Consider the following 26,224-nt stretch of genomic DNA (forward strand, 5'->3'; position numbering starts at 1 on the left):
ACGGAAAGACTTACTGGACTTTGGTTGCGGTGCCTGGATCTGGCAATAAGAGACGCGACTGCGTTCTCTTCGTAAACGGGTTTGCCCTTTGCGTCGGACGGGTGTTGTTTATCTTCACTCGTCGACAAGCTATTTGCAGTGGAGCGCGGTCATCCGCAGCTTGTCGGGGCTTGCGATTTTTGTCGACGAGTTTCTCGATGGTCGCGCACCGCGCCGCAGATTATTTTGGGAGATGTCATGTACCCCATTTGACTTTAAGCCCGCGTCACGCGGGCTTTTTTTCGCCGTGTTGGCTAGCCACGACAATGCTATGCGTTCTGAATGAATTGTTTTCGGACTAGTCTGAATGTTGCGCGATCTTGACAATGCTTAACGCATTAATTTCGAACACTCCGCAAGAATCGAAAGATTATTTCTTGCGGGGTTGGATCGATGAATCGTTGTTACCGGCTGGTCTATAGTCGTTCGCGCAACATGCTCGTTGCCGTGGAAGAAACGGCTACAGCCGCTGGCAAGGCTGGCGAGACTCGCGCCGCCTCGCGCACATTCCATTCGGTATGTCTGTCGTTGCGCCGTCTACTCCCGGCCGCACTGCTCGCGCTCGTGCCGATGCTTTCGTTCGCGCAAATCGTTGCCGGCGGCGCGCACGCACCGAACGTCATCCAGACGTCCAACGGACTCGACCAGGTGAACATTAACCGGCCCTCGGGTGCGGGCGTGTCGGTCAACACCTACAACCGCTTCGACGTGCAATCGAAGGGCGCGATCCTGAATAACTCGCCATCGATGGTTCAGACGCAGCAGGCCGGCATGATTAACGGCAACCCGAACTTCGCGGCAGGCCAGTCGGCGAAGATCATCGTCAACCAGGTCAACAGCGCGAACCCGTCGCAGTTGAACGGGTATCTCGAAACAGCGGGCAAACGCGCGGAAGTCATCATCGCAAACCCCTCGGGTATTTCGGTGAATGGCGGCGGTTTCATCAATACGTCGCGCGCGATCCTCACGACCGGTACGCCGAACTACGGCGCGGACGGCTCGCTCTCGGGCTTCAACGTCACGGGCGGCAACATCACGGTTAGCGGCGCGGGCCTGAACGCGTCAAACGTCGATCAGGTTAATCTGCTTGCCCGCGCAGTACAGGCGAATGCGGCTATCTACGCCGGGAAGAACCTGAACGTCATCACGGGCGCGAACAGCATCGACCACGATACGCTCAACGCGACCCCAATTGCAGGCGATGGCCCCACGCCTGGCGTTTCTATCGACGTGAGCAATCTCGGCGGTATGTACGCCAACCGTATCCAACTTGTCGGGACAGAGGCCGGAATTGGCGTTTCCCTCAAGGGCGTCGTGGCAGCGAATGCCGGCGACCTCGTACTTCAGTCCAACGGCCAGCTCGTGCTTGCAGGCAAGCAGAACGCGAGCGGCAATATCAGCGCGAGCGCGCGCGACGGCATCGACAACACCGGCACGACCTACGCACAGCAGAACGTCAACCTGAATACGTCTGGCGCGCTGTCCAACAGCGGCATGGTTGCCGCGCAGCAGAACACAACCGTCAGCGCGGGCGCGGTGAATTCGATCGGTACTATCGCGTCGGGCGTGAACGGCGACGGCTCACTGGCGCATTCCGGGGACCTGAACGTGAACGCTTCGGGCGCGGTCACGGCGACCGGCCGCAATGTGGCGGGCGGCAATGCAGCAATCGGCGGCGCAGCGATCAACCTCGCGGGCAGTACCACATCAGCAAACGGCGCTATCACGCTCGCGGCGAACGGCGGCGACCTGAACCTGTCCGGGGCGACGACGACCGCAGGCAGCACCCTTAACGCGCGCGCCAGTGGCACGCTCACGAACGACAACGGAGCGATGTCCTCGGGCGGCGCGCAGACCGTCACGGCGGGCGCACTCTCGAATCGCGGCGGCCAGATGGTCTCGGGCGGCACACTGAGCGAAAACATCACAGGTGCGACGAACAACCAGAACGGCACGATGCAGGCGAACGGCGCGCTGTCGGCCACGTCCGGCTCGCTCGACAATACGGGCGGCCATGTCGTATCGCTGAACGCTGACGGCGTGACCCTGTCGACGGGCGGTCTGCTCGAAAACGGCGCGGGCGGGACTATCGGCGGCAACGGCAGCGTCACATTGCAGGCCGGACAGATCGCGAACGCCGGTTCCATCACGGCAGTCCAGAGCCTGATCGCGACAGCGGTACAGACCCTGTTCAACAGCGGCACGTTCGCAGGTAACGCGAACATGACGCTCGCGGCCGGTTCGACGCTCACGAACGCGGGTCAGGTCACTGCGGCCGGCGCGCTCGCACTCTCGGCGGCGACGTTCGACAACAGCCACGGTACGGCGAGCGCAAACCAGTTCACGCTCCACGCAGCGAGCCTCGTCAACCACGCAGGCAGCATCACGCAGACCGGAACCGGCGCGACGACGCTTGACGTGACCGGCACGCTCGACAATTCTGCGGGCGGCACGCTGCAAACCAACAGCACGGACCTGACGATTGCGCCCGCAGCGCTGGACAACGACGGCGGCACGATCACGCACGCCGGCAAAGGTACGCTCACGATCAACGCGGGTAACGGCGCGGGTGCCGTGTCCAACGTCGGCGGCAAGATTGCCACCAATGGAAAGGCGACGATCCAGGCCGGAACGTTCAACAACACGGCGGGCTCGGTTGTCGGTCAGACCGGTGTCGCGGCAGCGGTCGGCGGCGCTCTGAACAACACGAACGGCAAGCTGCTTTCTAACACGGACCTTGGCATCACGAGCGGCACGCTGGACAACAACAGCGGCCAGATCGGCGCGGCATCGAACGCAACGGTGCAGGCGTCGTCACTGACGAACAGCGGCGGTTCGATTGTCGCGCCCAACCTCTCGGTGACGACCGGTAGCACGCTCGATAACAGTGGCGGCGACATTGAGGCGAACCAGCTTGCCCTGACGGCGACCGACCTGCTGAACCACGGCGGCACGATTACGCAGTACGGCACGCCGACGATGGGCTTCAACGTCAGCGGCACGTTCGACAACTCCGGGGGCGGCACACTCCAGACCAATAGCACCGATTTCACCCTCGCGCCAGGTGCGCTCGACAACGACGGCGGCAAGATTCTCCACGCCGGGACAGGCACGCTGACCCTTGCACCGGGCTATGGCGCAGGCGCAATCTCGAACGTGGGCGGTCAGGTCATTACGGCGGGCAAGCTCGACGCACAGGCCGGGAGCCTGAACAATGCGAGCGGCGTGCTAGCCGCACAGGGCGATATCACCGCAAACGTCGCGGGCGATACCAACAATACACAGGGCGCTATCCGCTCGCTCACGTCAGAATCCCTCACGACGGGCGGCACGCTGACGAACACGAACGGACAGATACAGTCCGGCACCGGGGCCGCGGGCGACACGAGCACGCTCAACATTCAGGCCGGGGCAATCGACAACACGAACGGTCTCGTCGGCAACCTCGGCGCGGGCGACACGACCGTACACGGCCGCAGCCAGACGACCAATAGCGGCGGCGTGATGACGGGCAACGGCAACGTCGCCGTCGATACCTCTGCGCTCGTCAATACGCAGAACGGTCAGCGCGGTGGTCAGATAAGCGGCGCGAACGTCTCGGTGCAGGCCGATAGCGTCGACAACAGCGGCGGCCAGATTGGCAGTCTGACCGGCTCGAACGGCGATGTCGCCATCACGACGACCGGTGCGCTCACGAACACGAACGGTCAGATCGGCGCGACACATAACCTGTCTGTCAACGCGGCGGCGCTCACGGGCGGCGGCGCATACAGCGCGGCGAATGATGTCGCGGTGAGCGTTCAGGGCGATTTCGCACCGACGCCGGATTTGCAGTTCGCAGCCGGTCACAACCTTTCCTTTACGCTGCCCGGCACGTTCAGCAACAGCGCGCTGGTTGAGGCGGTGAATAACCTGGACATCGACGCAGGGGCGATCGGGAACAGAGGTGTCATGATGGCGGGCGGCACGCTCACCACGCACTCGGACACGCTCGTCAATACCGGGACGATGGTCGGCGGCAGCGTATCGCTGAACGCGAACAGCAAGATCGCGAATGTCGGGCCGACCGCGCTCATTGGCGCGACGGACAGCAACGGCACGCTCGAACTGCTCGCACCCGAGATCGACAACGTCGACAGCACGACCGCGACCGATACGCAGGCGACGACCGCGATCTACGGTCTTGGCAAGGTCGTGCTGGCGGGTGGAAAAAACGCAGACGGCAGTTACACCAACGCAAACCTGATCCTCAACCAGTCGGGCCTGATCGAGTCGGCGGGAGACATGGAACTCCACGCGAGCCAGGTCACGAATACCCGCACGACGATGACGACGACCGGCCTGAACCAGCCGGTCTCCCAGGCGCTGCTGGACCAGCTCGGCCTCAGTCTCTCGGGGTGTACGGCCATCTACATGGACGCGTGCGGCCCGGGTAATCCGGTGGTCTGGGGCAACGGTGTGACGGGCGACCCGAACATGATCGGCGGCGTCTTTATCGATCCACCACACGGCGGCTCGATGAACAGCACATACCAGTACACGACCTATACGGGTACGGCGCTGGCGAACCTGGTCGCGGGCATCAGTCCGCAGGCGCAGATCATCTCGGGCGCTAACCTCGACGCGTCGAACGTGGGCACATTCCAGAACTACTGGAGCGCGGTCGCGGCGGTCGGTAACGTCGCCGCGCCTGTCTCGCTCGACCAGAACTCGTGGCAGGGGCAGGCGGCCCCGTCCGTCCAGATCACGTACTCGGGGCTTTACCACTATCGCACCTATGACGGCAAGTACTGGACCTACTCCTTCTGCGCGAGCGGCTGTAACGCGCCTGCCGATATCAAGAACTACGCACTGCCGGCCTACGAATCGAGTTTTGTCGCGGGCGGCACGCTCTCCGGCTCGGGTATCAGCATTAACAACACGGCGGGTAATGCGGGCATTCCGTCGCTTGGTCTCGCGCCCGGTCAGGCGCTCTCCGGTGTGACCATCGGCGGGATCAGCGGCAGCGCGGGCGCAAACGCGGGTGCTGCGTCGTCGATCGGCGGCAACGCATCCGGCACAAAGGCCGGTGCGACTTCGGTCAGTGGTGGCGCGAGCACGGTCAATCCGGTCATCGCGACCGCGACGGCGCAGACCGTGCTGCAAAACCTGACGGTTCCACAGGGCGGCCTGTTCAGTCCGGCGACCGCACCAGGCGCAACGTACCTGATTGAAACGAACCCGGCTTTCACGAACCAGAAGACATTTATTTCGAGCGACTACTACCTGCAACAGCTTGGGCTGAACCCGCAGACCACCGAAAAGCGCCTCGGCGATGGATTCTATGAACAGCAGCTTGTACGCAACCAGATTACGTCGCTCACCGGCAAGGCGGTACTTGGTCCGTACACCGACACGCAATCGATGTACGAGTCCCTGCTTGCAGCAGGCGCATCGCTCTCGCAGTCACTGAACTTGCCGCTCGGCATGAGCCTGTCGCCTGAACAGGTGGCGCAGCTCACGAGCAACGTCATCATCATGCAGACCGAAGTGGTTAATGGTCAGTCCGTGCTCGTGCCGGTCGTCTATCTCGCGAAGGCAAGCCAGCAGAACATGAACGGTCCGTTGATCGCCGCGACCGATATCGACATCCAGAACGCGCAAACCTTCACCAACAGCGGCACGGTGCAGGCAGGCAATACGATGTCGATCCAGGGGCAGCAGATCAACAACGCCTTCGGCGCGCTGCAAAGCGGCGGCCTGATGTCGCTGAATACCACTGGCAATATCGACCTGACCTCGGCAAAGGTGAACGCCGGCAGCCTCGCGCTGAACGCGGGCGGCGACCTGCTTCTGAATACGGCGGCAAAGACTGTCGACCAGGTCACCTCGACCGGCGCGACGCGCACGAACACCACGCTCGGGCCGGTTGCGAGCGTGAATGTTGCGGGCAATGCGGCCATCGTCACGGGCGGCAACTTCGAGCAGAACGCGGGCAACCTGAACGTGGGCGGCAACCTCGGCATGGCCGTAGGCGGCAACTACGACATCGGCTCGGTACAGACCGGCGAACACAAGGTCGTCGAGCGCGCGAACGGCGTATCGAATACGAACGTCAACAGTACGACGGGGAGTTCGATCAACGTCGGCGGCGTGTCGGCTATCGGCGTGGGCGGCGACCTGACGGCGACGGGCGCCAACATCAACCTTGATGGTGGCGGCGTGGTCGCAGCGAACGGCAACGTGACGCTTCAGGCCGCGAAAGCCACTTCGACCGTCGATAGCAACAGTTCGGGCAGCGACAGTCACGGCAGCTATTCGGAATCGAAGCACGCATCCGACGACTCGCTCACGGCGACGACACTCAATTCCGGCAACTCGCTGACCGTTGCATCGGGCAAGAACATCAACGTTACCGGCAGCGCGATCAGTCTCGACAAGGGCACGGCGACGCTTGCAGCAACGGGCAACGTGAACATCGGCGCGGCAACCGAAACGCACGCCGACAACTCGCAGGAGCAGCACAGCCACAGCAATGTGGTGAGCGGCAAGGAAGTCCAGAGTTCGCGCGATACCACGGCAACGTTCTCACAGGGCAGCGTGGTTTCGGCCGATGCCGTACAGATCGCAAGTGGCAAGGACATCAACGTCGCGGGCAGCACCATCGTCGGCACGAACGACGTTGCGCTCAATGCCGCGCATGACGTGAACATCACGACGACGCAGAACACGATGCAATCGTCGGGCACGTATCAGGAGAAGAATACGGGCCTCGGGACGAGCGGCCTGACCGTCACAGTCGGCACGAACAAGCTCGCGACGACCGACCAGGAATCAAGCGTCACGAACAATGCAAGTACGGTCGGCTCGATCAACGGCGACCTGTCGATCCAGGCGGGTAACACGTTGCACGTTACCGGCAGCGACCTCGTCGCAGGTGGCAACGTCTCGGGCACGGCAGCGAACGTCATCATCGACGCCGCGACCGACACCCTGCACCAGGCGCAGACGCAAAAGACCAGCAGCAGCGGTCTCGCGATTGGTCTGGCGGGCTCGGTGGGCGATGCGATCAACAACGCTTATTCGGAGTCTCAGGCTGCAAAGAACTCGTCGGGCAACGGCGACAGCCGCGCGGCCGCGCTACATGGCATCGCGGCCGCAAGCGACGCCTTTACAGCAGCGGGTGGCGCGATGACCGCAGCCGGTGGCGGCAAGCCTGACATCGGCGTCAAGGTCAGCATTGGTTCAAGCAAGAGCGAAAGCCAGTCGTCGGAGGATCAGGCGACACAGCGCGGTTCGAGCGTTACGGCAGGCGGTACGGCAGCGTTTGTCGCAACGAATGGCGACCTGACCATCGCCGGCTCGAACGTGAACGCAAATGATGTCCTGCTTGCCGCCACGGACAAGGTCAACGTCATCAATACGACGGACACCGATTCGACGCGCAGCTCGAACAGTTCCAGCAGCGCGAGCGTGGGCGTTCAATACACGCTTGGCGGCGGCTTTGGCGTCTCGGCGGCGATGGCGAATGCACACGGCGACGCGAACAGCGACGCGTCGATCCAGAACGCTTCACACGTCACGGGTGCGAACAGCGTCACGGTCATGTCTGGCGGCGATACGAACATCACCGGATCGCAGATCAGCGGCAAGCTGATTGCGGCCGACGTGGGCGGCAACCTGAACATCGCGAGCGTGCAGGACGTGACGAACAGCGCCGCGCACCAGAGCAGCGCGGGCGGCGGCTTCACGATCAGCCAGGGCGGCGGCAACGCGAGCTTCAGCGCGCAGAACGGCCATGCGGATTCGAACTATGCGGGCGTGAACGAACAGGCCGGAATCTACGCGGGCGACGGTGGCTTCAACATCAACGTCAAGGGCAACACGGGCCTGACCGGGGCGGTGATTTCCAGCACGGCCGACGCGTCGAAGAACAGCCTGACGACCGGGACGCTCACCTACAGCGACATCCAGAACCAGTCGCACTACGACGCGAACAGCAACGGCATCAGCGCGGGCGTGGGCGTCGCGAATACGGGCAAGTCAGTCGGCCCTGGTTCGGTCAGCAATGGCGGCGGCGTGTCGCCGATGCTTCCGCAGAACGATAGCGGCGACCAGAGCGGGACAACGCGCAGCGCGGTCAGCGCGGGCACGATTACGGTCACGGATACGGCGCACCAGACGCAGGACGTCGCGAGCCTGAGCCGCGATACAACGGACACGAACGGCAAGGTCGCGAACACGCCGGATGTGAATGCACTGCTAAACCAGCAGGCCGACCGGATGAGCGCGGCACAGGCAGCAGGTCAAGCAGTTGCGCAGCGCATCGGCGATTACGCGAATGCACAGGAAAAGGCAACAGGCGATCCTGAGTGGGCGGAAGGCGGAAACAAGCGCGCGGCGATGCAGGCTGCAGGCGCGGCAGTCGTCGCGGGCCTTGGCGGCGGCGTGGCAAGTGCTGTCGAAGGCGCAGCCGGCGGAGCTATCGGCTCGAAGATGGCCGGCACGCTCAACGGACTGAGTAATTCGATTGCCGCGTCGAACCCGACCGGCAACGCAGACATCAACCAGGCGCTCGGAAACATCGTCGCGAACGTCATCGCGACCGGCGCGGGTGCGGTTGCGGGTGGCGCTGGCGCCTTTTCCAGTTCAGACGTGGACCGCTACAATCGGCAGCTTCACCCCGAGGAAAACAAGTGGATCAAGGACAATGCCGCCCGGTATGCCGCGCAGCAAGGCATTTCGGTTGACCAGGCTGTAAGCGACCTGACTGCACAGGCGAATCGCGAGGTACAAAACGGATCGTCGGGTGCGTGGAATTCAAACGCGAGCGCGTTTTTGGATCAGGCGCATGGGATGTTGCCTTCTGATGGCAACAGCGGGCCAGGCTACATGTTTTATGCAACGCCGGATCAGAAGGCAAACTCGAACATGTATGGAAGCTATTATCCGAACGGTGTTGGCCCGAATCAGCCGTCAGCCCAGCAGATCCAGAATAGCGCTGCCCACGAACAGGCGAACAGGAATCTGATGGGCGGTGGTGTCATTGCGGCTGCCACAGCCGGAGTTGGCATTGTAGGCGCACCGATCATCGCCACGGCCGGAACAACCGCAGCGGCAGTTATTGGCGGAACAGTAAGCGGCGGTATGGACGCCGCCGGCCAACTTGCACAAACTGGCGAGATTCGCCCAGCCCAGTCTGCCTTTGCTGCCACTGTTGGTGCAATAGCCGGCCCTGTCGGTGGTAGCCTAGACTTCATAAGAAATGTCTTGCTGGGCGGTGCCGGGGCGGCAACGACAACGGCGTTCAATAACCTGTATTACGGTGAAAACAACAGCACGATTCTTGCGTTTGCTGCAGGTTCTGGTTTCGCAGGTTTGGCTTATCCGGTCGGAATGGGTGTGAGTAAGCTTGCAGGGTCAGTTCTCCCGCCCATCGTGTTTTCGAGCAACATGAATCCAAGTGTTCCAGCAATCTTCCAAGGCAGCAAAAATGCGCTGCCAGCTAACATAGGTACCGCCGCCGGTTCGTTTACAGGTGGAATGAGTTCGTTCGTACCAAGTCAAGACGCGGGAAAACTCAAAAAATGAGCGTTATTGATAAATGGCTTCGGTCTGATGGATGGGGAGGTATTGGCGTGCGTGTTGGTTGCGAACTCTTATTTCTCCTCGTTATCGCCAATGTTGAACCCCTAGCTTCCTGGGTAGAACGATGGATCAATCACAGAACCCTAGTCGTTGACCCCAGCAGGATCGGACTTGTTCAAAAAGTGGCGATTGCGATGATTTCTGTTGGCATCCTCATCGAAATTTGCAATGCAGTGAAATTGCTTCTCCACAAGCACAGGCGCAAATAAATCTGGGCGGAAGGAGGAAGCAAGCGCGCGGCGATGCAGGCTGCGGGCGCGGCGGTGGTCGCGGGCCTTGGTGGTGGCGTGGCGAGTGCTGTCGAAGGTGCGGCCGGCGCAGCCATCGGTTCCAAGATGGGCGGCAACCTGAACAGGCTCAGTGACTCGAATGCCGCGTCGAACCCGACCGGCGACGCGGACATCAACCAGGCGCTCGGGAACATCGTCGCGAATGTCATCGCGACCGGCGCGGGCGCTGCTGCGGGTGGCGCAGGAGCATTCTCCAGTTCGGACGTGGACCGCTATAACCGGCAATTGCACCCAGAAGAAAAGACACTCGCGAAGCAACTCGCCGACAAGAGCGGCGGCAAATATACGCAAGCGCAAATCGAAGACCAGATGCGTATCATGGGCGTCAGCGACAACGGCACGAGCGAATCTGGCGCGCCGACAACGCTGATTGGGCCGGCACCTACGGATTCGGGCGCGAAGTGGATATCTGGCGGCACGACAGCGAACGGTCAACCGATCCTGACGCAAGTGACCGCGCAGGCCGATCCGGCGTTGCAGTCCTATATCCTCTCGAACTACAACAGCGCATCGTCAGGACAAGTGCCGAGTCAGTTCACGTATCAACAGACGGGCAGCGGCTCGATGAATGTCACCGGGCCGTTTACGAAATTCGACCAGTCAGATGCGCAGTTCGTGCGAAGCACGGCTGGATCCGTCGCGGGCTTCGGTGCTACTCAACTAGACCGCACCGCTGCATTTGCGACGGCGTTTGAGGCTGCGGGCTCACCAATTCCCTACGTCTCTGTGTCGGCAGGAACCATTGCAGTCGGTGCCACTTTCGGTTCATGGCTCTTGAATGGCGTCCAACAGGCGGCTACCCCAAACACAGGAAACTACGCAGTTTCAACGGCAATCGGCCAAATGACCGGAGCACTTAGCAATCGTTATCCAGTAGCCGCACCGGTAATCAATGAATTTGGCAATATAACGAGCAACAGCGGGCAAGCTCAGAATGCGCAGGAATGGGTGAACAAAAATTGGTCGAAGCTAATAGGACATTTCCAGTGAGCAAGATTAAATTCATTGTGGACGGAAACATCTCAGAGTGGGGCCGAATCGGTCTAATCATCTTGGGGATCGGAATGTTCAGCTGCGGTCTTGGGCTTGACTTTTTTCCGCGGCCAATAGCCCTCGCATTCGCGATCTTGGGCTTGCCCATCGCCGGGATTGGCGGGTATGCCTCACGCGCGGGCGCACTCGGACTGAAGCCCTTCGACAACAGCTACAAAAAAGCGCGCAAGAGTTACGAAACGAAGGACGACGAGGACAAGAAATGAGCGGCGGGCTAGTAGCAGCAACGGTGTGCCTCGTATTTCTAGGCGTTGCATTTTTAATCAAATGACCATGCTCAAGCTGCTTGCGACGTACCTAAAGTTGTTTTTGATAGCGATAGCTGGCGTCGCCTCGATACGGGTGGTAGTCATCCTTTTCGTGACGCTGCTCTACGGCGGACACTGGCCTTGGGGACTGGGCGACGTTTGGTTCGTACTGAAGCAAGGAACTTTGTTAGCCGGTGTTTTCTGGGTCTTCGCGACGGTTTCCTACCTTAAGAACAAGTGACGGGTCTTTGGTTCATGGGTCAGATTCAATTGTCCTGCGTAAACCGGGCCTCAACCCGTCGAATTGGGCCACGACAGGAGTATGGTCCGGTAGTGGATGGAATCTCTTCAATCCGAACTCTGCGGCTTTGGTTCTCGGTACGCTCGCGGGTGGTAGTGGTCAGGAAGTCGCGGGGGCCGCTGCCCAAAAACTTCCAAATATAAATGGGCAGTCAAAATGATACGTTGGCTCTTAGTGTTTGCAGGCTTGGTGATCGTGTGTGTCGCCGGCTTCTATGTCATTTGGCTCGGCGGGCTTCTTCTGAACTGTGCCTTCATGTCGGGCTGTTTCGAACGGCTTGATTTATTTACGCTACTGGCCGCCGTGAATCAAAAGAGCATAGCTGTAAAAGGTACTCTGGCAGCAATCGTGGTCATGGCAATTGTGTGGTCAAGGAGGCGCCGTTAGAACAAGTCATGAACCGAACGACTATCGCTTACGGCATCTGGCGGTTGATAGAGTGCGGCACCACGTAGTACGAACGCGAGCACGGGCGCAAACCCCTCGCGCCTATACAGACGAATTTAATCTCGGCTCCGAAAGCGAACTGGCCGTGCTCGACAGCGTTTCTGTATTCGCGAGTCCGAAATTTTTAATGGCCGCACTCTCCGACGACGACGGCAATACACATGAGCTGTAACCTGGAGCATCATGAAAATTCGAAAGAGGCTGGCGGCACTGCCGCTTACAGCCCTGGTCACTCTCGCGCCCAATGTCCCGGCGCAAAGCCTGGGCGGTATCGAAACCGAACAAAACCAGCAGCAACGACGGGACGCGCAGCAGCGTGAGGCGGCCGTGTCGGCGCCGGTCGTGCGCTCTGACCTGCCGAAGATCGAAGCGTATCCCGCACTTCCGCACGAGTCTCCTTGCTTTCGCGTCGACACATTCTCGCTAAAGGTGCTTGAATCCCTGCCGGCCGCGACGCAAAAGAAAGGCGCGTCAGCATTACCGCAAGACCCGTTCGCATTCGCCCGCGAATGGCTCGACCACTATCAAGGTCAGTGTGTCGGAAAGGAAGGTATCGACGTGCTCACAAAAGGATTGCAGCAGGCAATCTTGAGCCGTGGCTACGTGACCACGCGCGTACTCGTGCAGCCGCAAGACCTGTCAGGCGGAACCCTGAAGTTCGCGCTTGTGCCGGGTATCGTGCGCAAGATCGCCTTCGCCGATCCGTCGTTGTGGGGCACATGGAAGACCGCTTACCCGACCAGTAGCGGCGACGTGCTGAATCTGCGCGATCTAGAACAGGGTCTTGAACAGATGAAGCGCGTCAGCAGCCAGGACGTGAACATGGAAATCCGGCCGACCGACGTACCGGATGAAAGTGACGTTGTCCTCACGGTCAAGCGCTCGAAGCCCTGGACCTTTGTCGCTTCGGTCGATAACTCGGGCACGGAGTCGACGGGCAAGTGGCAAGGCAACGTCAACCTCGGGCTGAACAATCCGCTTGGCCTGAACGACATCCTCTCGCTCGGCGCGAATCAGGATTTGTCCTTCGGCAACAAGTCGCTCGGCTCGCACGGGTTCAACGGGTCGTATTCGGTGCCGTGGGGATACTGGACCGCGACGCTTTCGGGCAACACGAACACGTACTACCAGAACATCGCGGGCGTGAACCAGACCTTCGTTTCGAGCGGCAATTCACAAACGGCCGCGCTGCGTATCGCTCGCGTTATCTCACGCAGCCAGAACGACGTGCTCGGCGGCTATGTCCAGCTTTCGAAGCGCTTCGGCGACAGCTTCATCGACGACACGGTGATTCCGACTCAGGCGCGCAACAACACGTTTCTGGAGTTGGGCGCGACGGACCGTCACTACTTCGGTCCTGCGCAGTTCGATGGCACGCTCGCCTACCGCCAGGGTATCGGGGGATTCGGCGCGACCGCGGACCCGTATCCTGACGGCCCAACGTACCGCTTCCATATGGCCGTGCTCGATGCAAACCTGTCGCTTCCGTTTGCGGTGGGGAGCCAGCGCTTTGCCTATGTGGGAACAGTACACGGGCAGTTCACGAACGACACGCTGTTCTACATCGACGACCTGACCATCGGCAGCCGCTACACGGTGCGCGGCTTCGACGGCGAAACGATGCTCGCAGCAGAGAAAGGTTTTTACTGGCGCAACGAACTGCAATGGCCTGTGTTCAACACGGGGCAAACGCTGTATGCAGGGTTGGACTACGGGCGCGTGTTTGGACCGAACACGGAACTACTGGCGGGAACACAACTGGCGGGCGCGGTGATTGGCATACGCGGCGGTTTGCCGGCGAAGTATGTCGGAGTATCGTATGACCTGTTTGCGGGAACACCGATCTACAAGCCGTCGGGATTTCCGACTGCCCGCGTGACATTCGGGTTCCAGTTGACAGCGGCGTTTTAGGCGCGTGCTCCTTGCTGGACGTATGAGCGGCGTGAAACGGCCTGTGCCTCATCCATCAGCTTGAACGCCTCGTCGGGGCTCAGGCTGTCATCTGGCCGGCGGCGCGCATTGCGTGCGACCGCTTCGACGAATTTGCGCCAGCTTACGTTGTCAGCTGTGGAGGTTTAGGCAGTCCAGCAGGAGCAGCAGCGCGGTCCGCTCGTCCGCGCGGTCTTCGAGCGCAATAGCGGTATTGCGGGGTATCTCCGCGTCAAGAAGTAAGACGGCGCGAACCTGCGCGATGGAAGCGCCGCATCGTTCGAGAATCAGGTCGACGTCGCATCGGGCGAGGGCGCTTGCGTCGACTCATCATTTCGAATATATTGGAAATATGGAAGAGAAAGACATCATCCGTGCCCTCGCGGCGCTCGCCCACGAATTGCGCCTGCGCGTGTTCCGCATGCTGGTCGTCGCCGGCCCGGGCGGATTGACGCCGGGCGTGATCGCGGCGCAGCTCGATATTCCTAACGCGACGCTCTCCTTTCACCTGAAGGAGTTGATGCACGCCGGGCTGGTCACGCAGGAGCGCGAGGGGCGCAGCCTGATCTACCGGGCTGCCTATGAGCAGATGAACGCAGTCCTCGGCTTTCTGACCGAGAACTGTTGCCAAGGGCAGCCTTGTCTGGATCAGGGCGCCGGTTCATGCCAATGCTGATGGAGAACCCTCATGAAGCGGTTTCATATCCACGTCCACGTTGACGATATCGCAGCCAGTGTCATGTTCTATTCGAAGCTGTTCGGCGCTGAGCCCACGCGCGTCGAGGCGGACTACGCGAAATGGATGCTGGACGATCCCCGCGTGAACTTTGCGATATCCACACGCGGCGCGAAAACCGGCGTGGACCACCTTGGTTTCCAGGTCGACGACCCAGCCGAGCTGGCCGAACTCGCCCAGCGTGCGCAGGCCGCGGACATGGCGCTGCTCGACCAGGGCGAAACCACCTGCTGCTATGCGCGCAGCGACAAGCACTGGATCGTCGATCCGCAAGGGATCGCCTGGGAGCACTTCCATACGCTCGACAGCGCCGCGGTCTACGGCGAGAGCCGCCAGGGCGCGCAACCGTCAAGCGCGCCGGCGCGCTGCGGCCCGCGTGGCAAGCCCGTTGGTGTTCCCGTGAAGCCCGCTGGTTCGGCCTGCTGCTGAATGAGCATCGCGGCCGACACGATTGACAACCTGCTGTTGATTTGCACAGGCAATTCGCCATGACCACGAACGTACTCATTCTCTGCACGCACAATTCCGCGCGCAGCGTGCTCTCGGAGGGCATGCTGAACCACTGGGCGCGCAAACTCGGCAAGGACGTGCGTGCGTTCAGCGCGGGCAGCGCGCCGAGCGGCCGCATCAATCCGTTCGCGCTCGAAGCATTGATGCGCGCGGGCATCGACACACGGGGCTATCGCAGCAAGAGCTGGGACGAGTTCGCGCAGGACGGCGCGCCGCCCATGCGTATCGTCATTACGGTGTGCGACAGCGCGGCCGCCGAGGCGTGCCCGTTCTGGCCCGGCAGCCCGGTCAAGGTGCACTGGGGCTACGCCGATCCGTCGAATGCACCGGGCGGCGATGAAGGCAAGCGCCAGGCGTTCGAGCTTACGCGCCAGGCCATCGGCTATCGTATGTTGCAGTTGCTCGAGCTTCCCCTCGAGCGCCTGGACAATGTCGAGCTTCAGCAGGCGCTCGACGACATCCTGCACAGCTAATCACTTCTTTATCGAGTTGTCCCATGAGCGCCCCCAACGTCGCCGCTTCGCGCAAGACGGCTCCGAAGCCGGCCATCAGTTTCTTCGAGCGTTACCTGAGTGTATGGGTCGCGCTGTGCATTATCGCGGGCATTCTGCTCGGCCAGGTGATGCCCGGCGTCTTCCAGACGATCGGCCGGATGGAGTATGCGCACGTCAATCTGCCGGTCGGCCTGCTGATCTGGGTGATGATCGTCCCGATGCTCGTCAAGGTCGATTTCGGCGCGCTGCATGAAGTGCGTCAGCACGTGAAGGGCATTGGCGTCACGCTTTTCGTGAACTGGCTGGTCAAGCCATTCACGATGGCACTGCTCGCATGGCTCTTCATCAAGCACCTGTTCGCGCCGCTGCTGCCCGCCGGGCAGCTCGACAGTTACGTCGCCGGTCTGATCCTGCTTGCGGCGGCCCCGTGTACGGCGATGGTCTTCGTCTGGAGCCGGCTCACCGGCGGCGATCCGCTCTTCACGCTCTCGCAGGTGGCGCTGAACGACAGCATCATGGTCGTCGCGTTTGCGCCGCTCGTCGGCCTCCTGCTCGGCATGTCGGCGATCACGGTGCCGTGGGCGACACTGCTCACCTCGGTCGTGCTTTACATCGTCATTCCCGTGATCCTCGCGCAGATCGTGCGCCACGCGCTGCTCGCCAAAGGGCAGGCGGCCTTCGACGCCGCAATGGCGAAGATCGGTCCGTGGTCGATCACCGCGCTGCTCGCAACGCTCGTGCTGCTGTTCGCGTTCCAGGGCGAGGCCATTCTGAAGCAGCCGCTCGTCATCGTGCTGCTCGCGGTGCCGATCCTGATCCAGGTGTTCTTCAATTCGGCGCTGGCGTACGGGCTCAATCGCGCGGTCGGCGAAAAGCACAACATTGCCTGCCCGTCTGCACTGATCGGCGCGTCGAACTTCTTCGAACTGGCCGTCGCCACGGCAATCGGCCTGTTTGGTTTCAACTCGGGCGCCGCGCTCGCGACCGTCGTGGGCGTGCTGATCGAAGTGCCGGTCATGCTGCTCGTCGTGCGCATCGTCAACCGGTCGAAGCACTGGTACGAGTGCGCCTGAAGATTCAAGGAGAACAAGTGTGTCTGAGCTGGCGAGTGACCTGACGACCGACCTCCCGCAGGTCGATCCGGTGCTGTTCCGCGTCCCCGATATCAAGCGGCTGCAGGCCGCGAAAGCCTCTGTGCATGCGCCGCGCATCCTGCTGCTCTACGGCTCGCTGCGCGAGCGCTCGTTCAGCCGCCTGCTGAGCGAGGAGGCCGCACGACTGCTTACGGCGATGGGCGCCGAAGTCCGCACGTTCAATCCGAGCGGCCTGCCGCTGCCGGACGATGCGCCGGACACGCACCCCAAGGTGGCCGAACTGCGAGACCTGGTGCTGTGGTCGGAAGGCATGGTCTGGTGCTCGCCGGAGCGTCACGGCGCGATGACCGGCATCATGAAGTCGCAGATCGACTGGATTCCGCTGTCTGTCGGGGCAGTGCGGCCGACGCAGGGCAAGACGCTCGCGGTGATGCAGGTCAGCGGCGGCTCGCAGTCGTTCAATGCGGTCAACCAGATGCGCGTGCTCGGGCGCTGGATGCGCATGCTGACCATCCCGAACCAGTCGTCGGTGGCGAAGGCGTTCATGGAATTCGACGACGCCGGCCGCATGAAACCCTCGGCGTATTTCGACCGCGTCGTGGACGTCATGGAAGAGCTGGTGAAGTTCACGCTGCTCACGCGCGATATCGGTCCGTATCTGGTTGATCGCTACAGCGAGCGCAAGGAAAGCGCCGAGGAGCTGATGAAGCGAGTCAACCAGGCCAGCATCTGAAGTCAATTGGCTCGCAGCACGTCCGGTTCGCCGGTCATCGAGGTTTCAACCGATGAGGTCGGCGCCTGTCGTGAGCACGATCTTGCCAAAGTGCGTGCCGGAGTCGATCAGCTCATGCGCGCCGCGAGCATCGGCAAGCGCGAACGTCTGGTAGACGACCGGCTTGACGGTGCCGCGCTCGATGAGCGGCCAGACGTGCCTTTCCAGTTCGCTGATGATGGTCGCCTTGTCCGCGGCTGTGCGCGAGCGCAAGGTCGAGCCCATATGCGTGAGGCGCTTTGTCAGCATCGGGACGAGGTTGAGTTCCTTCGCCGGTCCCTTGATCACGCCTACCTGGACGATCCGGCCGTCCATGGCGGCGGCTTCATAGTTTCTGCCCACGTAGTCGCCCGCAATGATGTCGAGGATCACGTCGACGCCTCGCTCATCGGTCGATCGCTTCGTTTCGGCCACGAAATCGCTTTCGCGATAGTCAATCGCTACGTCCGCGCCCAACGCGAGGCTGGCCTCCCGATGCGCCTGCGAGCCCACGGTCGTGATGATTTTCGAAGCGCCAAACGCCTTGGCCAACATGGTCGCCGTCGTACCGATACCTGATGCGCCGCCGTGGATCAGCACGGTTTCGCCAGCAGCGAACTTGCCGCGCTGGAACAGGTTCAGCCATACCGTCATGAACGTTTCCGGCATGGCTCCCGCTTCCACCAGCGTCAGACCGTTAGGAATGCGCATGGTATTGCAGGCGTGCGCGACTGCATACTCCGCATAGCCCCCGCCGGGAATCAACGCACAGACCAGTTCGCCGATGCGCAATTCAGTCACGTCCGCGCCAATGGCAACCACTTGACCCGCCACTTCGAGCCCCGGAATGTCCGACGCGCCGGGGGGCGGATCATACAGCCCCTTGCGCTGGAACACGTCCGGACCGTTGACGGCTGCGGCATGGATGCGAATGAGAACCTCGTCGGCGGCCGGCACCGGCACCGGGCGCGTAGTCGGCACCAGCACCTCAGGGCCGCCGGGTTGTTTGATCTCGATGGCCGTCATCGACGACGGGACGCGAAAAGTTGACGCAGACATGGATACGACCCCTTCTATGGATGAGGCTCGTTTGATCCGGGCGGACCAGTGAACGAGCAACTCTTGAAGCCAGTATAGGGCTCGACTTTGATGAATTCGCGCAGCATTATTCGCATCGTGGGATGCAAATTTGCATCAGGAGGGTGAGGCGATGAACTGGGACGACGCGCGCGTGTTTCTTGCGGTCGAGCGCGAAAAAACGCTTCGTGGGGCGGCCAGAACGCTCAATCTCGATCAGGCGACGGTCGGCAGACGAATCGCGGCACTGGAGCACGCACTGCGCGCCACGCTCTTTCTGCGCACCTCCGACGGATATGCGTTGACCACGGCCGGCGAGGCCGCGCTGAAATCGGCGGAAAAAATGGAGCACGCCGCGCACGAACTCGTCAGACGAACTCAAGGCACCGATACGCGGCTTGCGGGAGACGTACGCGTCACGAGCACCGACTCTATCGCGCTGGAATTCCTGCTTCCCGCCATCGAGCGGTTGCACGCTGTGCATCCGGAAGTGCGCGTGCTGCTGGACACGTCCACACGCATGCTTAGCCTGGCAAAGCGTGAAGCCGATATCGCGGTCCGCTCAGTGCGCCCGGATAACCCCGATCTGGTCGCGCGGCGCCTCGCCCGGTGGCCAATGGCGCTCTTTGCCTCGCATGCGTACATCGAGCAGCACGGCACGCCTGTTGCGGGCTCCGCATTCGCGGGTCACGATCTCGTCGTCTATCAGGGAAACTGGACGGGTCATCGATCGCAGACACTGGCAGGCGAACCGATACACGCGGGGCGCATCGTCTCGACCTTCAATACGAGCCTCATGCTGCGCAGCGCGGTCAAGGCCGGCATCGGCATTGGCGAGCTTCCGATCCATCTGGCCGAACATGACGGACTCGTGCAGCTATGGCCGGAGCCCCCACGTGGGGCTGTCTATGAAATCTGGCTCGTCACGCATCAAGACCTTCGGCATACCGCGCGCATCACCGCGATGATCGAGCATATCGTCGCCGCATTCGAAGATCACACGATTCACACGAAATAGGCACGCATGGCATCGCGACGCGTGAAACGCCGGATGATGCCGCGTGCCATGCGTTTAACGCGACGCTGCGACGCTCGCCGATGACCCATCAGCCTCGCACGCCGTCACAGGAGCGCCGGCGACCGCGTTTGCTGCGTGAGCACACGACTCTGTTTCGACGGGCTCGATGGCAGCGGCAAGACCCGTCGCTGCCCGCACATGGCGTTCAAACAAGGCCCTGAGCTCAGGGCGCAGTCCATCGCCGCGTTGAGCCGCGAGTGCGTGAAGCGAGAGAAACGGCAACATGATAGGACTCCAGTCAATGAAGCGATTCGAGTGCACCCTGCTTCGTCCCACGATCTCGTCTACGGTGCGCTTGTGTGCACACGATAGGGCGGCGCCTCGACGCCGGCACTCCGATTCTTGCTGCCTGATCGCGTACGGCAGGCATCGAGTCCAGCCGTCAGTGCAAGTCTTTGCGGACTGGATTACGCTGATGTTGGGAACAGCGTAGTTGCGAAAAGAGCCACGTCAGAACGTTTGGATTCGTCATGTCCACGAAGCGCAATCGACGAGAGATGGATTGCGCTTCTCTCCACTTGCAATGTACGGAGTCCATGCCATGCAGAGTGAATCGAAGGATGGTATTGCCCGGCGCGATTTCATCAAGACAGCGGTTGCGCTGGTTGGCGCAACGACTGCACTGGCCGGGCAAAGCGGCGTCGCGAACGCCCAAGGCACGACTTCGCCGCCCGGCCGCAGCGGTGGGACGCGTTACACCGGGGATGTGATCCAGGGAAAGAAGGTCATTAGCGCGCTCGACGTCAGTGACCTGGAACGCGGCAAGAAGCATATGTTCTATTTCCAGGGCGTGCAGATGCCGACCGGGCAGGACTGGTATGTGTCGGTCATCGTCGTTTGCGGCGCGAAGCCGGGCAAGCGCGTCGCGCTGATTAGCGGCGTGCATGGCGACGAAATGAGTCCGGTGCATATGATACAAACCGTGATTGGCCAGCTCGATCCGGCGCAAATGTCCGGGACCGTACTGGCTGTGCTCGACGTATCGCGCCCCGCGCTAGAAGCGATGGAGCGCAGATGGCCCAATTCGGGCAGAGGCGTCGACCTCATCGACATCAACCGCGAATGGCCTGGCAATGAGAATGGCGCCAGCGCGCCGAGCCGTCACGCGGGCCTGCTGTTCAACCGGCTCCTGCGGCCGAACGCCGACTACGCATTGGATTTTCATACTGGCACGACGGGCATGGACCTGACTTCATTCAATCTGGCCAGAATGGAACTCACCGAGCCGCGCGCAATGGCGGAGCTTTTTCCCATCGCCCAGATTTTCGACAATCCTGCGTATCCCACGTTGCTGGCCAACGCGCTGATCGATGTGGGGATCCCGGCTATTACGCCCGAGATTGGCGCTGCGCGCGTGTTCGATTTCGACCTGATTCCATTGTTTGTCGAAGGCACGATGAATGTGCTCAAGCGTTATGGCGTCGTTCCCGGTGCAATGGGACGCACCGGGCGCGACTCCGGGATCTTTGTGGGCAATAGCGCTCATACGATCCTGACGACGCACGGCGGCTTCGTCGAACTGCTGGTCAAGCTCAACGAGAAGGTCAAGGTGGGGCAGAAGGTGGCGATTCAGCGCAACACGTTTGGCGAAGTGGTTGCGGAGTACACGACCTCGGTTGCAGGCGAGGTGACAGGGCGGCGCAACGATGCCACGGCCGAGCCCCGCATTCCGATCGTGATGATTCTTTATCAGAGCCCGGCCAGAGAAAATCCTGAGGACTACTCCGAGTGATCGTGGTGCGCTATTGCCTTTGGCCCAGAATGTGAATGATGTTCCCTTCGGGGTCGCGGATCATCGTCGAGGAAATGGCGGGCGTGAGTGGCGCGTGCGCCCAGACGATTTCCACGTCGCGCTTCGCGAGTGTGGCAGTCGTACCCGCAAGATCGGCGCTCTCCAGCACCAGCGCTTTCCAACCCGTTTCGTCCAGGTGCTGTGGCGGCGGTGTGCGCTTTGCCGCGACCTTGGGCGTGCCAATTCGCGAAACGAGTTCGAGCCGGAAGCCCATGCCGTCGAGCATGGCGTAGTCCGCGCCTACGGCATCGAAGTGCCCCTTCGCTGCGATGGCGAGGCCAAGTACGTCGACATACCAGGCAACCATGGCGTCGAGATTCGCAACGGCGAGCGCGAAATTGTTTAGACGTAGTGCGGGTGCAGCCGTTGGCTGCGGCGATTGTGCGGTACTCATGAGCCGGGCTCCTCGTTAGAGAGACGCATCGCGGGCAGCGCCGCGATGCGTCTGGAAAGCGTCAGACGTTTTGGGGGAAAAGCGCGCGACGCGTTTCTTCGTCGAAGTCGGTCTTCAGCGTGAGCCGTTCCTTCAGTGCGAGCGCACGTGCGGCGGCGGGGCGGTTGCCGATTTCGTCGACGAGGCGTTTGACGTTGGCGTAGTCACTCAGTCCTTTTTCGCCAAGAATGTAGCCGGCGAACATGGCCCAGCCCCACAGCGCCATATCCGCGATCGAATAGTGCTCACCTGCCAGATACCGTGTTCTGGCGAGCCGTTCGTCGAGCACGCGATAGTGACGCTCGACTTCCTTCAGGTAGCGGTTGCGCGCATAGGGCAAGGGCTCCGGCGTGTGGTGCTGGAAATGCACGGCCTGACCGGAGAACGGCGAGAGCCCCGTTGCCACGAACATCAGCCACGAGAGCATTTCGGCGCGCCCGGCAGCATCGGCGGGAACGAACTTGCCGTGCTTCGTGGCGAGGTGCAGCAAGATGGCATGCGAATCGAAAACGGTCGCGTCCTCGTCGGTGATGGCGGGCACCTTGCCGTTCGGATTGACGTTGCGGAATGCCGGCAGATGTTGCTCGCCCTTGAACGTGTCGACGGCGATCAGCTCGAACGGCAATTCCAGCTCTTCGAGCAGAAGGGCCGCTTTCATGGGATTCGGCGACGGGTGGAAGTAAAACTTGATCATTGAGGTTTCCTTTGTAAAGCAGAAGAGAAGGTCGATCGGAGATGAAGCTGTAGTTCAAACCCGCGTGGGTCGCGCGCACTGCGAGACTGAGCGCGTCTCACTGACGTAATGGTGGGCGAGCAATGCGCGATTGCCGTTCGAACTGGTGGATGAAATCGTTCGACAGCGTCGAACATGTTGCTGCGTGGGCGTGACGTGGTGGGGGAGTGGATTGACGGCGGCGACTGGGCATGCCACGCGCCTTTCGTGAAGCCGTCGCGGATGACTTCCGATTCCTCAGCGCATTCACTGCTTGCGATCCGTTGATGGCTTTTGCGACTAACGGTCTGATTGTTGCCGCGCTGCGAAATGACGTTGACGCCGTGGAGGGTGTGCCGCCCGCAAGACGCTATCCAGAGAACGAAGGGCCCAACATTCAGGCACGTGGAATGCGGATTGATTCGTGACGATCTACGCGATTGGGGGAGGCCCTCATGCAAATTCAATCGACCCGATGGTTTCCGTTGGCCCGGTATGCGCCGGTTCGCGAGGGATGGTATGAGGTCCGCCTTGTAAGCGGGGATACGGCATTTGCGAATTTCGCCGCTGGCGAATGGACCGAAAAGCCGCTACTCGTCTTCACGCACTGGCGCGGCCTGAGTTCAGATCCGGCCAGGTCTGCCGACGTCGAGACAATTGACGCGGCAGCAACGGCAGCGGTCGGCGTACGCGCGGTGTGGAATGCGTTCTTTCCTGGCGTTGGCGACGAGCAGCATAAGCCGCTCGAGGCGATTCACGACGCACCGGTGAAAGACGGCAAGTGACGCCGCGCCTTGACGAGCTTTACATCGGTACGCACGCTTCGGCTGCGGTCCCGGCAGTCTGGATGGCGGTGAGTCCATGTTGATCGGAGCATGGACTACATCGCCGGCGAGGGATGGGAGAGACGCGCTCAACTGAATATCGTTGTGTACACGGCGTGACCGGCAGAGCGGTCAGCACGCCGCGACGAATTCACACGATTCAGGAGACACGCATGAGCGAACCCCAAGTGGTGGCGCTGACCCGTGCAGGGTCGGCCGTCATGCCCCGCAACTGCACTTTCGATTCCCGCGACTGGGAAATCTTGCACCGCTACTGGCACCCCGTTGCCTTCGCGCACGACCTGAGCGATAAGCCGCTCGGTGTCACGTTGCTCGACGAACCGCTCGTTCTGTTCCGCTCGGAAGGGCGGATCGTCGCGGCGCGCGATGTGTGTCCTCACCGTGGCGCGCCGCTGAGCCGTGGCTGGATGAACGGCGCGAATCTCGTTTGTCCCTATCATGGGCTCGAATATGGCGCGAGCGGCAAATGCAGCTTCATTCCCTCGCAGCCGGAAGGCCCGATTCCCGAGCGCCTGTGCCTGACGACATACGCCGCGCAAGAAGCGTATGGGCTCGTGTGGGTGTCGCTTGGCGGCGGCGAGCTGCCGCTGCCCGAGTTCCCTGCGTGGAACACGGAGGGGTATCAGCAAATCCTCCCGCCTTCTATCGATATCCACGCCTCCGCTGGGCGGCAAACCGAAGGCTTCATCGACGTTGCGCATTTTGCGTGGATTCATCACGACAGCTTCGCGGAACGCAGAAATCCCGTTGTTCCGCAGTACTCCGTGGAGCGGCGCCCGAACGGTTTGCGCGCGGAATACGTGAGCACCGTGAGCAATTTCCCGAAGTCGATGCAGCAGCGTGCGCCAGAGGGTTTTCTGTGGCGCAGGGTGTTCGAGGTCGACGTGCCGTTCTTCGCGCGGCTGACGGTGCACTTTCCCGAGAATGGACGATTGGCAATCCTCAATGCTGCAAGCCCGGTGTCCGCGCGACTCACGCGCCTGTTTGTGCCGATCGCGCGTAACTTCGACAAGGACTTGCCGCTCGACGACGTCTATGCGTTCAACCGTCAGGTATTCGAGGAGGATCGCGCGATTGTCGAGTTGCAGTGTCCCGAAGAACTGCCCGTCGACCGCTCCCAGGAGGCACCGATTCTCGCCGATCGCTCCTCCGGTGCGTACCGGCGCGCGCTCGCGGAGATCGGGCTGGGGCAGCGCTATGTACGTTGACTTTGTGCGTTGATGCGGCGGGAAAGGAGCGACCATGAAGATCTGGGAATGCGTGATTTGCGGGTTTCGCTACGACGAGGCCAAAGGGCTGCCCGAAGCGGGCATCGCGCCCGGTACACGCTGGGAAGATGTACCTGAGGACTGGATGTGCCCGGACTGCGCGACGGGCAAGCACGACTTCGAAATGCAGGTGGTGAGCGTATGAGCGAGGATATCATCGGCGGGGCGCAAGGCGATCCACTCGTGATCGTCGGCACGGGCCTCGCGGGCTATACGATGGCGCGCGAGTTTCGCAAGCTCGACGCCCACACGCCTATCGTTATCGTGAGCCGCGACGACGGCAGGTTCTATTCGAAGCCCACATTGTCGAATGCGCTCGCGATGAAGAAGGCGCCGCACGAACTCGCGAGCTTCGACGCGCAGGCGATGGCCGCGCAACTGGATGCACGTATCTGGACCCATCGCCATGTCGAACGCATCGCGCCAGACGAGCGTGTTGTTGTCGTCGATGGGCAGCGGCTGCGCTATCGCGCGCTGGTGCTCGCGCTGGGCGCGGACCCGCGGCGCGTGCCGATCGAGGGCGATGGCGCGGCAGACGTGCTGTCGATCAACGATCTCGGCGACTACGCGCGTTTTCGCGAGGCGCTTGCGTCGCGTCATTCGGTGGCCATACTCGGCGCGGGTCTGATCGGGTGCGAGTTCGCGAACGATCTTGTCGCTGCGGGGCATCCGGTGTGTCTGATCGATCCGGCCAGCGCGCCGCTCTCGCGGCTGCTGCCGGAGCAGGCGGGTGCAGTATTCGCCAGTGCGTTGTCCCGCGCAGGCGTCGACGTTCGGCTCGGCATCGGGGTCGCTGCCGTTTCGCGGCGCGATCCGGGATATCGTCTAACGCTTGCGGATGGCGCCACGCTCGAGGCCGATATCGTGGTCTCGGCGGTCGGGCTCGTGCCGCGAACGGCGCTCGCGAGCGCGGCTGGCTTGCGCGTCGATGGCGGCATCAGCGCGGATGCGTGGTGCCGCACCAGCGCGCCGCACGTCTATGCACTCGGCGACTGCGCGGCCATCGACGGCCGGGTGCAGCCCTATGTGTTGCCGATCATGCATGCGGCGCGTGCGCTCGCGCGCACCTTGTCGGGAACGCTCACGCGCGTCGATTTTCCGGTGATGCCCGTTGTCGTGAAGACGCCGGCGGCGCCGGCCGTTGTCGCGACACCGGGCATGCCGGGCGGACGCTGGAGCGTCGAAGTGGCCACGCACGAGTCGCCCGAGTCGGTACGCGCGATATGTGAAGACGCGGGGACAAAGCGTGTTACCGGCTTTGCTCTCATTGGCGGCGCCACCGCGCACAAGGCCGCGCTATTGAAGCAGATGGCGTCCGGCTCGAACGGGTCGTTGACCGGCTAGGCGAGGCATAGCATCACGACAACCGAACGCGGTCACGCGCGTCCGACGACAGGCAGCTTCCACTGACCGACCCCTGTTGCGCTCTGGCGTTCGTATCCGGTTACCAGTCCTCCGGGCACGAGCGCCGGACGTTTGCCGCCGCGAGCCATGCTCGCG

Annotated in this window: 20 protein-coding genes; 17 read left to right on the forward strand and 3 right to left on the reverse strand. The window is 61.8% G+C overall.

The features are described from left to right. Positions 1–432: 432 nt before the first annotated feature. From U5A65_RS06220 to arsH, 11 genes are all read left to right on the forward strand, one after another. On the forward strand, positions 433–9,609 hold the full coding sequence (locus tag U5A65_RS06220) for a hemagglutinin repeat-containing protein (protein WP_321945779.1): 9,177 nt from the start codon (positions 433–435) through the stop codon (positions 9,607–9,609). Then, on the forward strand, positions 9,606–9,875 hold the full coding sequence (locus U5A65_RS06225; protein WP_321945780.1) for a hypothetical protein: 270 nt from the start codon (positions 9,606–9,608) through the stop codon (positions 9,873–9,875). Before U5A65_RS06220 ends, U5A65_RS06225 begins: the two co-directional genes overlap by 4 nt. A gap of 33 nt (positions 9,876–9,908) precedes the next feature. Then, a complete protein-coding gene (locus U5A65_RS06230) occupies positions 9,909–10,946 on the forward strand; it encodes a hemolysin (RefSeq protein ID WP_321945781.1) in 1,038 nt (345 codons plus the stop codon). Then, positions 10,943–11,215, forward strand: coding sequence for a hypothetical protein (locus U5A65_RS06235; RefSeq protein ID WP_321945782.1), 273 nt, complete (start codon positions 10,943–10,945; stop codon positions 11,213–11,215). The genes U5A65_RS06230 and U5A65_RS06235 overlap by 4 nt, the downstream gene beginning before the upstream one ends. Positions 11,216–11,282: 67 nt before the next feature. Next, complete coding sequence (locus U5A65_RS06240; RefSeq protein WP_321945783.1) at positions 11,283–11,498, forward strand: hypothetical protein; 216 nt, start codon at positions 11,283–11,285, stop codon at positions 11,496–11,498. A gap of 690 nt (positions 11,499–12,188) precedes the next feature. Then, a complete protein-coding gene (locus U5A65_RS06245) occupies positions 12,189–13,916 on the forward strand; it encodes a ShlB/FhaC/HecB family hemolysin secretion/activation protein (protein ID WP_321945784.1) in 1,728 nt (575 codons plus the stop codon). Positions 13,917–14,286: 370 nt separating this feature from the next. Then, positions 14,287–14,610: a metalloregulator ArsR/SmtB family transcription factor gene (locus U5A65_RS06250; protein ID WP_321910977.1), complete on the forward strand. Its 324-nt coding sequence runs from the start codon at positions 14,287–14,289 to the stop codon at positions 14,608–14,610. Between the two features lie 12 nt (positions 14,611–14,622). Next, positions 14,623–15,099, forward strand: a complete 477-nt coding sequence (locus U5A65_RS06255) for an ArsI/CadI family heavy metal resistance metalloenzyme (RefSeq protein WP_321945785.1) — start codon at positions 14,623–14,625, stop codon at positions 15,097–15,099. 59 nt (positions 15,100–15,158) lie between these two features. Continuing rightward, positions 15,159–15,653: an arsenate reductase ArsC gene (locus tag U5A65_RS06260; protein WP_321945786.1), complete on the forward strand. Its 495-nt coding sequence runs from the start codon at positions 15,159–15,161 to the stop codon at positions 15,651–15,653. A 23-nt stretch (positions 15,654–15,676) separates the two neighbouring features. Continuing rightward, the gene (arsB, locus tag U5A65_RS06265) at positions 15,677–16,747 is read left to right on the forward strand and encodes an ACR3 family arsenite efflux transporter (protein WP_321945787.1); all 1,071 of its coding nucleotides are present in this window, start codon (positions 15,677–15,679) and stop codon (positions 16,745–16,747) included. Between the two features lie 19 nt (positions 16,748–16,766). Then, positions 16,767–17,501 (forward strand): arsenical resistance protein ArsH, encoded by a 735-nt coding sequence (gene arsH, locus U5A65_RS06270; protein ID WP_321945788.1) that lies wholly within the window; start codon positions 16,767–16,769, stop codon positions 17,499–17,501. Between the two features lie 45 nt (positions 17,502–17,546). On the opposite strand, the gene U5A65_RS06275 is transcribed toward arsH, so the two are convergent. Beyond that, complete coding sequence (locus U5A65_RS06275) at positions 17,547–18,578, reverse strand: NAD(P)H-quinone oxidoreductase (RefSeq protein WP_321910969.1); 1,032 nt, start codon at positions 18,576–18,578, stop codon at positions 17,547–17,549. 151 nt (positions 18,579–18,729) lie between these two features. Between U5A65_RS06275 and U5A65_RS06280 the strand changes: the two genes are divergently transcribed. Continuing rightward, positions 18,730–19,614 (forward strand): LysR family transcriptional regulator, encoded by an 885-nt coding sequence (locus tag U5A65_RS06280; RefSeq protein ID WP_321945789.1) that lies wholly within the window; start codon positions 18,730–18,732, stop codon positions 19,612–19,614. Between the two features lie 601 nt (positions 19,615–20,215). Next, positions 20,216–21,406 carry a succinylglutamate desuccinylase/aspartoacylase family protein gene (locus U5A65_RS06285; RefSeq protein WP_321935863.1) on the forward strand — a complete coding sequence of 397 codons (1,191 nt, stop codon included), beginning with the start codon at positions 20,216–20,218 and terminating at the stop codon, positions 21,404–21,406. A 10-nt stretch (positions 21,407–21,416) separates the two neighbouring features. Here the strand turns inward: U5A65_RS06285 and U5A65_RS06290 are convergent, their stop codons facing one another. Next, the gene (locus U5A65_RS06290) at positions 21,417–21,860 is read right to left on the reverse strand and encodes a VOC family protein (RefSeq protein WP_321945790.1); all 444 of its coding nucleotides are present in this window, start codon (positions 21,858–21,860) and stop codon (positions 21,417–21,419) included. A 61-nt stretch (positions 21,861–21,921) separates the two neighbouring features. Next, positions 21,922–22,593 (reverse strand): glutathione S-transferase family protein, encoded by a 672-nt coding sequence (locus tag U5A65_RS06295; RefSeq protein ID WP_321945791.1) that lies wholly within the window; start codon positions 22,591–22,593, stop codon positions 21,922–21,924. Positions 22,594–23,066: 473 nt separating this feature from the next. Between U5A65_RS06295 and U5A65_RS06300 the strand changes: the two genes are divergently transcribed. From U5A65_RS06300 to U5A65_RS06315, 4 genes are all read left to right on the forward strand, one after another. Beyond that, positions 23,067–23,396, forward strand: a complete 330-nt coding sequence (locus U5A65_RS06300) for a hypothetical protein (RefSeq protein ID WP_321910962.1) — start codon at positions 23,067–23,069, stop codon at positions 23,394–23,396. Positions 23,397–23,608: 212 nt separating this feature from the next. Next, positions 23,609–24,664, forward strand: coding sequence for an aromatic ring-hydroxylating dioxygenase subunit alpha (locus U5A65_RS06305; RefSeq protein WP_321935861.1), 1,056 nt, complete (start codon positions 23,609–23,611; stop codon positions 24,662–24,664). Positions 24,665–24,698: 34 nt separating this feature from the next. Further along, on the forward strand, positions 24,699–24,869 hold the full coding sequence (locus U5A65_RS06310) for a rubredoxin (protein ID WP_321910959.1): 171 nt from the start codon (positions 24,699–24,701) through the stop codon (positions 24,867–24,869). After that, positions 24,866–26,068: an NAD(P)/FAD-dependent oxidoreductase gene (locus tag U5A65_RS06315; RefSeq protein ID WP_321945792.1), complete on the forward strand. Its 1,203-nt coding sequence runs from the start codon at positions 24,866–24,868 to the stop codon at positions 26,066–26,068. Before U5A65_RS06310 ends, U5A65_RS06315 begins: the two co-directional genes overlap by 4 nt. Positions 26,069–26,224: the final 156 nt, after the last annotated feature.

Origin of the sequence: Paraburkholderia sp. J10-1, assembly GCF_905220165.1 — a bacterium.
Lineage (GTDB): Bacteria > Pseudomonadota > Gammaproteobacteria > Burkholderiales > Burkholderiaceae > Paraburkholderia.

Bases quoted from the DNA above. Each gene is read 5' to 3' on its own strand.
- U5A65_RS06220 (WP_321945779.1), top strand. From the start codon at position 433: ATGAATCGTTGTTACCGGCTGGTCTATAGTCGTTCGCGCAACATGCTC.
- U5A65_RS06225 (WP_321945780.1), top strand. From the start codon at position 9,606: ATGAGCGTTATTGATAAATGGCTTCGGTCTGATGGATGGGGAGGTATT.
- U5A65_RS06230 (WP_321945781.1), top strand. From the start codon at position 9,909: ATGCAGGCTGCGGGCGCGGCGGTGGTCGCGGGCCTTGGTGGTGGCGTG.
- U5A65_RS06240 (WP_321945783.1), top strand. From the start codon at position 11,283: ATGCTCAAGCTGCTTGCGACGTACCTAAAGTTGTTTTTGATAGCGATA.
- U5A65_RS06245 (WP_321945784.1), top strand. From the start codon at position 12,189: ATGAAAATTCGAAAGAGGCTGGCGGCACTGCCGCTTACAGCCCTGGTC.
- U5A65_RS06250 (WP_321910977.1), top strand. From the start codon at position 14,287: ATGGAAGAGAAAGACATCATCCGTGCCCTCGCGGCGCTCGCCCACGAA.
- U5A65_RS06255 (WP_321945785.1), top strand. From the start codon at position 14,623: ATGAAGCGGTTTCATATCCACGTCCACGTTGACGATATCGCAGCCAGT.
- U5A65_RS06260 (WP_321945786.1), top strand. From the start codon at position 15,159: ATGACCACGAACGTACTCATTCTCTGCACGCACAATTCCGCGCGCAGC.
- arsB (WP_321945787.1), top strand. From the start codon at position 15,677: ATGAGCGCCCCCAACGTCGCCGCTTCGCGCAAGACGGCTCCGAAGCCG.
- U5A65_RS06275 (WP_321910969.1), bottom strand. From the start codon at position 18,578: ATGTCTGCGTCAACTTTTCGCGTCCCGTCGTCGATGACGGCCATCGAG.
- U5A65_RS06280 (WP_321945789.1), top strand. From the start codon at position 18,730: ATGAACTGGGACGACGCGCGCGTGTTTCTTGCGGTCGAGCGCGAAAAA.
- U5A65_RS06285 (WP_321935863.1), top strand. From the start codon at position 20,216: ATGCAGAGTGAATCGAAGGATGGTATTGCCCGGCGCGATTTCATCAAG.
- U5A65_RS06290 (WP_321945790.1), bottom strand. From the start codon at position 21,860: ATGAGTACCGCACAATCGCCGCAGCCAACGGCTGCACCCGCACTACGT.
- U5A65_RS06295 (WP_321945791.1), bottom strand. From the start codon at position 22,593: ATGATCAAGTTTTACTTCCACCCGTCGCCGAATCCCATGAAAGCGGCC.
- U5A65_RS06300 (WP_321910962.1), top strand. From the start codon at position 23,067: ATGCAAATTCAATCGACCCGATGGTTTCCGTTGGCCCGGTATGCGCCG.
- U5A65_RS06305 (WP_321935861.1), top strand. From the start codon at position 23,609: ATGAGCGAACCCCAAGTGGTGGCGCTGACCCGTGCAGGGTCGGCCGTC.
- U5A65_RS06310 (WP_321910959.1), top strand. From the start codon at position 24,699: ATGAAGATCTGGGAATGCGTGATTTGCGGGTTTCGCTACGACGAGGCC.
- U5A65_RS06315 (WP_321945792.1), top strand. From the start codon at position 24,866: ATGAGCGAGGATATCATCGGCGGGGCGCAAGGCGATCCACTCGTGATC.